This window comes from Mesorhizobium sp. M1329 (genome assembly GCF_040318035.1).
GTDB lineage: Bacteria > Pseudomonadota > Alphaproteobacteria > Rhizobiales > Rhizobiaceae > Mesorhizobium.
Window position 1 is genome coordinate 1 of the sequence record NZ_JAMYLN010000065.1, and the last position, 10,586, is coordinate 10,586.

Annotated in this window: 10 protein-coding genes and 1 pseudogene; all 11 read right to left on the reverse strand. The window is 62.2% G+C overall.

The window, feature by feature from the left end; translation table 11 throughout:
• Positions 1-250, reverse strand: a pseudogene (locus NKH21_RS32170) (lipid-A-disaccharide synthase); the annotation flags it as partial.
• The gene (locus tag NKH21_RS32175; RefSeq protein WP_352869894.1) at positions 240-1,142 is read right to left on the reverse strand and encodes an LpxI family protein; all 903 of its coding nucleotides are present in this window, start codon (positions 1,140-1,142) and stop codon (positions 240-242) included. The pseudogene NKH21_RS32170 and the gene NKH21_RS32175, both read right to left, overlap by 11 nt.
• A 6-nt stretch (positions 1,143-1,148) precedes the next feature.
• Positions 1,149-1,982: an acyl-ACP--UDP-N-acetylglucosamine O-acyltransferase gene (lpxA, locus tag NKH21_RS32180; protein WP_352474276.1), complete on the reverse strand. Its 834-nt coding sequence runs from the start codon at positions 1,980-1,982 to the stop codon at positions 1,149-1,151.
• A gap of 13 nt (positions 1,983-1,995) precedes the next feature.
• Positions 1,996-2,460 carry a 3-hydroxyacyl-ACP dehydratase FabZ gene (gene fabZ, locus NKH21_RS32185; protein WP_023674942.1) on the reverse strand — a complete coding sequence of 155 codons (465 nt, stop codon included), beginning with the start codon at positions 2,458-2,460 and terminating at the stop codon, positions 1,996-1,998.
• On the reverse strand, positions 2,453-3,511 hold the full coding sequence (gene lpxD, locus NKH21_RS32190; RefSeq protein WP_352665085.1) for a UDP-3-O-(3-hydroxymyristoyl)glucosamine N-acyltransferase: 1,059 nt from the start codon (positions 3,509-3,511) through the stop codon (positions 2,453-2,455). The genes fabZ and lpxD overlap by 8 nt, the downstream gene beginning before the upstream one ends.
• 148 nt (positions 3,512-3,659) lie before the next feature.
• The gene (gene bamA, locus NKH21_RS32195; RefSeq protein WP_352665087.1) at positions 3,660-6,023 is read right to left on the reverse strand and encodes an outer membrane protein assembly factor BamA; all 2,364 of its coding nucleotides are present in this window, start codon (positions 6,021-6,023) and stop codon (positions 3,660-3,662) included.
• A gap of 217 nt (positions 6,024-6,240) precedes the next feature.
• A complete protein-coding gene (gene rseP / locus NKH21_RS32200) occupies positions 6,241-7,383 on the reverse strand; it encodes an RIP metalloprotease RseP (protein WP_352665089.1) in 1,143 nt (380 codons plus the stop codon).
• Between the two features lie 104 nt (positions 7,384-7,487).
• Positions 7,488-8,321, reverse strand: a complete 834-nt coding sequence (locus tag NKH21_RS32205; RefSeq protein ID WP_352665091.1) for a phosphatidate cytidylyltransferase — start codon at positions 8,319-8,321, stop codon at positions 7,488-7,490.
• Positions 8,322-8,324: 3 nt separating this feature from the next.
• Positions 8,325-9,047 (reverse strand): isoprenyl transferase, encoded by a 723-nt coding sequence (locus tag NKH21_RS32210; protein WP_352665093.1) that lies wholly within the window; start codon positions 9,045-9,047, stop codon positions 8,325-8,327.
• 32 nt (positions 9,048-9,079) lie between these two features.
• Complete coding sequence (gene frr / locus NKH21_RS32215; protein WP_084640965.1) at positions 9,080-9,634, reverse strand: ribosome recycling factor; 555 nt, start codon at positions 9,632-9,634, stop codon at positions 9,080-9,082.
• 91 nt (positions 9,635-9,725) lie between these two features.
• Positions 9,726-10,448: a UMP kinase gene (pyrH, locus tag NKH21_RS32220; protein WP_023674934.1), complete on the reverse strand. Its 723-nt coding sequence runs from the start codon at positions 10,446-10,448 to the stop codon at positions 9,726-9,728.
• Positions 10,449-10,586: the final 138 nt, after the last annotated feature.

A 10,586-nucleotide genomic window follows, 5' to 3' on the forward strand; every position in this document is an offset into this window, starting at 1 on the left:
CCGTCTGGCCGATCCGCCGCATCAGGCGCGGCAGGTCGCGCAGGATGGCGCTAAGGCCCATCAGCGCGATCTCGCTGCCGTCGAACAATGGCGCCAGGCCGAGCGCCTGCAAATGGCGGCCGCCGATGCCGACAAGCCGAACGTCGCGCCCAGTCATGAGCTTGAGCGCCTGCACAAGGTCGGCGCCAAGCAGGTCGCCTGACTCCTCGCCGGCGACGACGGCTATCTTCAACGGCCGCTCATTCGCCATGCGCCGGCTCCGCAGCAGGCAGCCCGATCACGAAGAGGCCGAGCGCATTGGCACACCCGATGGTGGCGGGACCTTCGAGCACCAGCGAGCGGCCGGCTTCGACGGCAATGCCGGCCAGTCCGGCGGCATGCGCCGCCTCGACCGTCAGCGGACCGATGGAGGGCAGATCGGCACGCAGTTCCTGACCGGGCTTGGCACATTTGACCAAAACACCACGGCTCCTGCCAGCCAGCCTGCCGTGCCCGCGTAATTGTTTTGTCCGCTCGAGCAGCCCGTCGGTGCCTTCGACGCCTTCCAAGGCAATGGCGCGGCCGCCGACCGCAACAGCCGCCTGGCCGATATCCAGCGCACCGATTGCTTTTGCTGCAGCGTGCGCCGCCTCGATGTCGCGCCAGTCGGATTTGCGTGGCGCCGCCTTGGTCAGCAGGCCTTCGGCAGCGACCAGGTCCGGCACGATCTCGTGAGCGCCGACGACCTTGATGCCGCTGCGCTCGATCCTGCGCACGAACAGTTTCAGCACCGTGTCGTCCCCCCGGGTTACACCGACGAACAGGCTGGGTAGCCACGCGAGCAGGCCCAAATTGAGGCGCATGGCGCTCAGCCTGGGGCGCCGCGAGATATGACCCGCGGTCACCACATGCGTAACGTGATGCCGCTTAAGGATCGGCAGCAGCGAGCCGACGTCTTCCAGCCTCAAGGTTGTCTGCTCATAGGGCTCGAAATCGGCTATGCGATCGACCTCGCCGGCCGCCATCACGACGAAGGGCAATTTGCCCTGCCGGGCGAGCGCTCGGGCAATTTCGACCGGGAGACTACCGCCGCCGGCGATGATGCCGACCTTGGCATCTGGCGCGAGATCAAGGCCCTTTCCGGCAGCCTCAATCTTCGTCATCTGCCCTCAGTCTTCATCATCGGTATCGTCGCCGTCGCTACCCTTGAGCGACGGCACGGCGTAGTGCCGCTTGCCGCGACCGGCGATGAAGTCGACGATCTTCATGGCAGTCGGCGACGAGGCGAATTCCGCCTTGGCGAATTCGATGTTTTCGCCGACGGTCCGGGAGCGATCGAAGATCGTCTTGTAGGCTTTGCGCAGCAAGTGGATCTCCGAACGCGGCAGGCCGGCGCGCTTCAGGCCAATGATGTTGAGGCCGCGAAGGCTGGCACGGTTGCCAACGGCGATGGCGTAAGGAATGACGTCGCCGACGATCGCCGAGCAACCGCCGAGGAAGGCGTTATCGCCGATGCGGACAAACTGATGAACCGCGGTAAGGCCGCCGATGTAGACATTGTCACCGACTTCGCAATGCCCGCCTAACGTCGCTTGATTGGCGAAGGTGGCATTCTTGCCGACCACGCAGTCGTGGGCAATGTGGGCATAGGCAAGGAAATTGCCGTTGTCGCCGATCGTCGTCTCGCCGCGGCTGGAATCGGTGCCGACATGCATGGTGACGCCTTCGCGGATCGTGCAGTTCTCGCCGATCACCAGCGTGGTACGGCCGCCCTTGTGCTTGGTGTTCTGCGGCGGCCCGCCCAGTATCGCCATCGGATAGACCTTGGTCGATGCGCCGATGGTGGTCGCGCCAATCACCGAGACATGGCTGACCAGTTCGACGCGGTCGCCGATCACGGCGTCGGGGCCGACGTGACAGAAGGGCCCGATGCGGGCGCCTTCGCCGATTTGGGCGCCTGCCTCGATGACCGACGATGGATGGATGACTGTCTGGATTTTCATTAGCATTCGTTTGTCAGCCGCTTGCGACCATCATCGCCGAGATCTCGGCTTCCGCCGCCTTGGCGCCATCGACGAGGGCCTCGCAAGCGAATTTGAGAAGATTGCCGCGTTTCTTGATTTTCTTCACATGAATTTTCAACTGGTCGCCTGGAACGACCGGCTTGCGGAACTTGGCATTGTCAATGGTCAGGAAATAAACCAGCGACGGCTTTTCCGTACCAAGGCTGCGGATGCAGATGGCGCCGGCCGTCTGCGCCATCGCCTCGATGATCAGCACGCCGGGCATGACCGGCTGGTCGGGGAAATGACCTTGGAAATGCGGCTCGTTTATGGTGACGTTCTTGATGCCGATGGCGGATTCGTCGCCATCTATGTCGACAATACGGTCGATCATCAAGAACGGATAGCGGTGCGGCAGAAGCTTCATCAGCCGCATTATGTCAACCGCTTCGAGCGTCGCCGCTGCGATGTCAGCCATTTCCCCCCTCACCCTGTTTGCGCGTCCGTGCAAGTCTGCGCAAGGCCGCTATCTCGCGCATGGCTTCCGCCATCGGCTGCGCCGGATATCCTCCCCAAATCTCACCGGCAGGCACATTGCTCATAAACCCGCTTCTTGCCGCAAGCTTGGCCCCGGACCCGATGGTCAAATGATCCGCAAGGCCGACACCGCCACCCATGGTGACGTTGTCGCCTACCGTCACCGAACCGGAAATACCCGAAAGCCCGGCTATTATGCAATTGCGGCCGATGCGAACGTTGTGGGCGATCTGTACCAGATTGTCGATCTTGGTACCCTGGCCGATGATCGTGTCGGACATGGCGCCGCGATCGACGGTCGTATTCGACCCGATCTCGACGTCGTCCTGGATGATGACACGGCCGATCTGCGGAACCCGCTCCGGACCCTTGGCGCCGGCCACGAAACCGAAGCCATCCTGGCCGATCCTGGCACCGCCATGGATGATGACACGATTGCCGATCAACGCATATTGCACGCTGGCTCCTGGACCGACATAGCCGTCGCGGCCGATCTGCGAGGACGGACCGATGACCGCATGCGGGGCAATAACGGTCCCGCTGCCGATGGCAGCGCGCGGTCCGATGACCGCACCCGCTTCGATGATCGCACCGGGCTCGATATGGGCGGTCGCATCGATATGGGCGTGCGGCGAGATACCGGTTTCGCTGGTCATCGGTCCAGGCGTCGCAGCCGCCGGGAAAAGCAGGCGCCCGACCATTGCGAAAGCCTGCTGCGGGCGCGGATGCACCAGCACCGCAATGCCCGCCGGCGCCTTGCCGGCAAATTCGGCAGGGCAGAGAACCGCCGCCGCCCGCAGTGCCTGCATCAGCGCGAAATTGCGCCTGCCATCGACGAAGACAAGTGCGTTCTCGCCGCCTTCGTTGGCGGGCGCCAGAGCCTCGATCGAAACATCGGAGAGACCGGAATCGACAAGCGTCGAGCCGGTCAGATTCGCGACTTCGCCGGCCGTATACCGGCGTGAGGGCGCGAAGAACACCGGATCGGTCATTCCAGAAGCAATATCCAGCTAGCGCATGACCCCGAAATCGGAAATCGATCCTCGGAAAGGATCATGCGCAAATCAAAGTGCTACAACGTCGTTTGCGCGTCCGCTAGGACGCGCTGCGCTGTAGTTTCGGATCACTGCCATCCACGCATCAGAAGCGGGTCGATATGCCGAAGTTGAATTCCTGCACGTCGTCGGTCTTTTCCTTCTTGACCGGGATCGCATAGTCGATGCGGATCGGGCCGAAAGGCGATGCCCACATCATGCCGACACCGACGGAAGCGCGCCATTCCATGCCGGTTGTCGAAGAATTGACAAGGCCACTTGCGATTTTGCTGCCGTAGAGCGTTGCCGCATCGGCGAACACAGCGCCGCGCAAACCGAAGCTTTCGGGGATGACCGGCAGCGGGAACTGCGCTTCCGCCGAGGCATTGAAGTAGGTGGTGCCGCCGAGATGGTCATTGCTGTTGTCCGAAGCAACCGGGCCGATGCCGCCATATTCGAAACCGCGGATCATACGGTCGCTGCTCTGGAAATGGTCGAAGACGCGCAGATCGCCGTTGCCATACCCCTGGACATGGCCGGCGCCGCCCGAAATGAGGCCCACCAGATCCAATTGTTCGGATAGCGTCTGATAGATGCTGCCGCGCGCCGTGACCTTGATGAACTTGGCGTCGCCGCCGAGGCCGGCCACTTCCGTGCCGACATTGGCATAAATGCCGTCATGCGGGTTCTTCATGTCGTCGATCGTATTGTAGATCAGGCCGAGACTGACCGAAGACTTGAGCCATGGGCTCTCGTTAACGCCGTTTACGATCGCCTGGGAGACGTCGCAGGTGCCACCATTGATAATGGGAACGCAGCCCTCGTCGAACTTGTACTTCTCTTGCGAGATGTTGTACGCCAGCTGCGTCGAAATGTTGTCTGTGATTGGCAGGCCGAAGCGAACGGTCGCGCCCGTCGTGTCGCTGTCGTAATGGTCGTAGTTACGGCTCTGCTTGTAGATGTCGAAGCCGGCCGCGATGCGGCGTCCGAGGAAATAGGGTTCGGTGAAAGAGAAGCTGTAGTCGCGCGAGTTCTTGCCACCGCCCGCCGCCACCTTGATGAATTGGCCGCGACCGAGGAAGTTGCGCTCACTGATGGAGCCTTCGACGGACGGACCTGACGTTTCACCGCCGCTCGAATAACCGGCGCCAACGGTGAACTCACCGGTCGATTTCTCGACCACGTCGACCACCAGCACAACCTGGTCCGGCTCAGAGCCCGGAACGGTGGAAATTTCGACTTTCTCAAAATAATCGAGCGCTTCCAGCCGCCTCTTCGCGCGCTGGATGAGGACCTGATTGAAGGCGTCGCCTTCGCTGACATCGAACTCGCGGCGAATGACGTAGTCGCGCGTCCGATCGTTGCCGCGAATCTCGATGCGCTCGATGTAGGCCTTGGTACCCTGGTCGACCGTATAGACGACCGAGATCGTGTGATTCTCGAAGTTGCGGTCGCCGCGCGGCGTCACCTGGGCGAAGGCATAGCCGGATCCAGCCACCTTCTCGGTCAGCGCAATGATCGTGTCCTCGACGTTCTTGGCGTTGTAGACATCGCCCTTGTGCGTCTCGACCACCGATTCAAGCGACTTGCTGTCGACCTCGGGGATCGTGCTTTCGACGCTGACATCCCCGAACGTATAACGCTCGCCCTCCTGCACCGTGATGGTGACGGTGTATTTGTTGGTGGTGTCGTCGAGTTCGCCGACAGCCGAGACGACCTGGAAGTCGGCATAGCCGTGGTTGTAATAGAAGCGGCGCAGCAGCTCCTGGTCGGCGCGCAGCTTGTCCTCGTCATAGACGTCGTCGCGCAGAACGAACGACAGGAATGACGAGCGCTTGGTGGAGATGATGTCCGACAGCCGGCGGCTCGAATAGGCGCTGTTGCCGACGAAATTGATCGCTGCAATCTGGGTGCGGCCGCCTTCGTTGATGTTGAAGACCACGTTTACCCGGTTGTCGCCGAGATCCATAATCTGGGTGGTCACGGCGGCGTCGTCGCGGCCAATACGCCGGTATGCGGCCTTGACCGCCTCAACATCGGCGTCGAGCTGCTGTTGCGAGAAGGTGCCGCGCGGCTTCAATTGCACCGCGGCTTCAAGCGCGTTGTCCTTGAGCTTCTTGTTGCCCTGGAACAGCACCTGGTTGACGACCTGGTATTCGGAAACCTTGATGACCAGCGTCGATCCGACCTGGTTGATCTGCACGTCCGAAAACAGCCCGGTGCCAAACAGCGCCTTGACCGCATCGTCGATATCCGAACTTGAAAACGCCTTGCCGGGTTTGATCGTCACGTAATTGCGGATGGTGTCCGCGTCGACGCGCTGATTGCCGGTGACTTCGACTCTGGAGACGACAGCCGCCTCGGCGGCCGATGTGGCAACGAACTGCACTGCGAGCGCGCCTGGTACAACCAGAGCGGCGGACATAGCCACCGCGGACGCGGCGCTCAGAAACTTGGATGCTGCCTTCATCGGGCTTTTGTACCTTTTCTCGAAGTCCCCACGGCGAGAAAACCGGACGTGCGGTAATTTCCCCTACCGTATTAACCGGATTTTCCCTACACGCAAGGCTTCTGGTTAATTTGTATTTACTTAACCCTGTGGCGTGGCTTTCGCGTCACGCATATCCCCACGCATGGTAAACGGCGTCTCAACATTGCTCGTGCCGAAGCCAAATTCCTTCATGATTTCAGCACCCAAACAGATCGTTCCAGAAAACAAAGCCCATGAAGCCGAGCACCAATATGAGGCCGCTTCGGTAAGCCATTTCCATCATCCGTTCGGACACCGGCCGCCGGATGACAGCCTCCACGCCGTAGAACAGAAGATGCCCTCCGTCGAGGGGGGGAATCGGCAATAGGTTCAGAATCCCTATCCCGACTGACAGGAATGCAACAAGCTGCACGAGCCATTCAAAGCCGAGCTTTGCCGCCTGACCCGACATCTTGGCGATCTTGATGGGGCCGCCCAGCTGGCACTTGTCCTCGCGACCGACAACGAAACGTTGCAGGAACTGGCCGGTGCGCTGGATGACGTGACCGGTTTCCTGGACCGCTGCCCCGACCGCCCCGGCCGGGCTGTAGGTGATCAGCCGCGGTTGGCCGAGTTCCTTGTTGTTGACGACGCCGATCACGGCCACCTGGACCTTGTTGCCCAGTGCGTCTTGTTGTTCCATCAAGCGCGGCGTCGCCGTGACGGTGATTTCCTTGCCGGCGCGTAGCATGACGAAGGTGATGCTGTCGCCGGCGCGGCCAGAGACCAGACGCTGGACGTCGGCAAAGGTCTCGACCTTGCTGCCGTCGACGCTGACGAATCGGTCGCCGGGCATGATGCCGGCCGCGGCGGCCGGACTGCCGACGGTGACCTCGGCCACCATCGGCTCCAGCACGGGCCGGCCATGGACGGAAAACAGCACGGCAAAGACGGCGATCGTCAGCAGGAAGTTGAACAGCGGCCCCGCCACGACGGTCGCCGCACGCTTCCAGATCGGCTGCGTGTGGAAGGCAACCTTGCGTTCCTCGTCGCTCAGCGCCTCGATCTCCTCCGAGCTGGGCTGGCTCGACGTCGCGTTCATGTCGCCGACGAACTTGACATAGCCGCCGAGCGGTATGGCGCAAAGCTTCCAGCGCGTGCCGCGGCTGTCGTTGAAGCCTATGATCTCAGGGCCGAAACCGATCGAAAAGGCTTTTGCGCCGATACCGCACCAGCGCCCGACGAGGTAATGGCCCATTTCGTGGACGAAAACGACCACGGTCAGCACGAACAGGAAAGGCACCAGCGTGCCGAGGACAAAGCCCTCTGTGCTGAAAAGCGCGTGAAGAATCTCGTTCAACTCATGCCCTCAAATTCATCCACGGCACAGATCACGCCGCGACTGTGACATCAATCCAGGCGAATCCATGGCGCAGCCCCGCGCCGGCCCACCGACGATGCCGCTCAAACCGGAAACAGCCCCTGTGCCGGATGATCGGCGGTCGCGGAAATCCAGCCGATGACGTATAGGGCGACAGCCGCCGCGACAAGCCCATCGACCCGATCCATGATGCCGCCATGGCCGGGTATCAGCGTGCCGGAATCTTTACGGCCGTGGCGTCGCTTGACCCATGATTCGAACAGGTCACCGGCCTGCGCGGCGATCGAAAGCACCAGTGCGACCACGCCAAGCACGACGAGGTTGCCCGTTCCGGCTACGGCGGCCAGAAGCAGCCCGGCCACTACGCCGCCGACCACCCCACCGAGCGCCCCGCTCCGCGTCTTGCCCGGCGAGATCGACGGCGCCAGCCTTGGGCCGCCGACGGAGCGGCCGACGAAATAGGCAAAGATATCGGTCGCCCAAACCACGGCGAATAGGAACAGAATGGCCAGCAGCCCTGAATGGTCGCCGTCACGCAAGAAGGCCAGCGACAAGCCGGACACGGCCGCATAGGCAAGGCCGGATGCTTCCCACGGTCCTGCCCTGCGCATGGAGGAAGCGACGGCAGTGATAGCCACCAGAGCCGCGACGAGCGGCAGCAGCAAAGATGCAGGCAGGCCGGCGACAAGGGCACCAATAAAGACCACGATCAGCGCCGCGGGCAGAAAGCCGAGACCTGCCGTAGCACTAGCGCCCGCCGGGGCAACGGGGCGGCTCATCCGCGTCCACTCGTGGAAGATCGCCGCCGCCATGGCAGCGCAAAGCAACCGGAAGGACAGTCCGCCGAGCCAGGTCAGGGCAAGCGTGACGATGGCAAGCACGACGGCCGAAATGACCCGGAGTTGGAGGTTGCTCATTCCTCAGCCTGAGGCGACATCTTGGGCGGCAAGTCCGCCGAAGCGGCGCTCGCGGCCGGCGAAATCGCGCAGTGCATCGGACAGGTGCTCGCGACTGAAGTCGGGCCAGTAGCAAGGCAGGAAAACGAGTTCGCTATAGGCAGCCTGCCATAACAGGAAATTCGACAACCGAAGCTCGCCGCTGGTGCGGATGACCAGTTCCGGGTCCGGAATGCCCTCTGTATCGAGCGAGCTGGCAAAGGAATCGGCCGTGATCGCCTCGCTCTCGATCTCACCGCGCGCCACCGCCGCTGCGAGCTTGCGCGCGGTGCGCACGATCTCGTCGCGCCCGCCGTAATTGAAGGCAATAACCAGTGTCAGCGCCTCGTTGCGGAGAGTGAGCGTTTCGGCTTCCTCAAGCAGGCCCCTTATGTCGGGCTGCAGCCCTGCCCTGTCACCGATGACCCTGATCCTCACCCCACTCTGGTGCAGCTCGGCGAGGTCACGTCGGATGAAAAGCTTCAGCAGGCCCATGAGGTCGCTGACTTCGGATTTCGGCCGTGACCAGTTTTCCGACGAAAAAGCGTAGACGGTCAGGAAGGAGATGCCGAGGCCGGGGGCGGCCCGCACTGTCTTGCGCAGCGCCTCGACGCCGGCGCGGTGACCGGCCAGCCGCGGCAAGCCACGCGCCTTGGCCCAGCGTCCGTTTCCGTCCATGATGATCGCGACATGCGCGGGCGTTGCCATATTCTCGCTTCCGGGCCAGGCGTGGCCAGACCCTAGACCTGCATGATTTCCGCTTCCTTGTCGGAAAGCAGGTGGTCGATGGTGCTGATTGTCTCGTCGGTCAGTTTCTGAACCTGGTCGGCCCGTTTGCGATGGTCGTCCTCACTGATGTCGCCGTCCTTTTCCGCCTTTTTCAGAAAGTCCATGCCGTCCCGACGAACGTGGCGTGCGGCGACGCGGGCATTCTCGGCATAACCGTGCGAGATCTTGACCAGCTCCTTGCGGCGCTGTTCGTTGAGCTCGGGCAGCGGAATCCTGAGATTGGTACCGTCGACGATAGGATTGAAGCCGAGATTGGCTTCACGGATGGCGCGGTCGACTGCGCTGACCATCGACTTGTCCCAGACCGAAACCGAAATCATGCGCGGTTCCGGCACCGACACTGTTGCCACCTGGTTGATCGGCATGGTGGTGCCATAGGCCTGCACCTGGACGGCGTCGAGCAGGTTGCTCGACGCGCGGCCGGTGCGCAGCGAAGCCAGATCATGCTTGAACGCGGCGATCGCCCCGTCCATGCGCCGTTTGAGATCGTCGTACTCGCCACTCATCATCGTCTCCTCGACCCGTTAACCCGGGTTCACTGCTTAGGCCCTGTTCGAGCCTCATCCGCAACCGGTCCCTTTCGGGCTCATGGTCCGGTCAATCGTCTGCGACAACCGTGCAACGGCCGCCGCCCCTCAGGATATCGCCGAAACCACCCTTCTCGTGGATCGAATAGACGATTATCGGAATGTTGTTTTCGCGCGCAAGTGCAATCGCCGCCGTATCCATGATCGAAAGCCCGCGTTTGATGACTTCGTCATGGCTGATCCGCTCGAAACGTGTCGCGTGCGGGTCCTTCTTGGGATCAGCCGAATAGACACCATCGACCTGGGTGCCCTTGAACAGAGCATCGGCTCCGATCTCGGCGGCGCGAAGGGCTGCAGCCGAATCGGTGGTGAAGAACGGATTGCCGGTGCCGCCAGCGAAGATGACGACCTTGCCCTGGTTCATGTAGGCGGTCGCCTGACGCTGCGAAAAACTTTCGCAAAGCTCGGGCATGGCGATCGCCGACAGCACAACGGCGTCGACGCCGATCTTGTTGAGCGAGGTGCGCAGCGCCAGCGAGTTGATGACAGTGGCTAGCATGCCCATATGGTCGCCGGTAACGCGGTCGCCGCCCTTCGAGGCAACCGCGACGCCACGGAAGATGTTGCCGCCGCCGATGACGACACCGACTTCGATGCCCAGTGCGCGGGCCTCGGCGATGTCGGCGGCGATGCGGTCGACCACCGATACGTCGATGCCGAAATGCTGCTCGCCCATCAACGCTTCGCCCGATGCTTTCAGCAAGACACGTCGGTAGAGGGGCTTCACCGTCATCTGGTCCTCGTCATCGTGCGTGTGACGCGTTTCGGTGCGCCCCGAACCACTGGGCGTTCCGATACACGAAGGGCGCCCCCAGGTCACCCGGCGCCCCCCCCCGAAAATTTAGATAGTCGCCCGGGTTTGCCGGAAGCA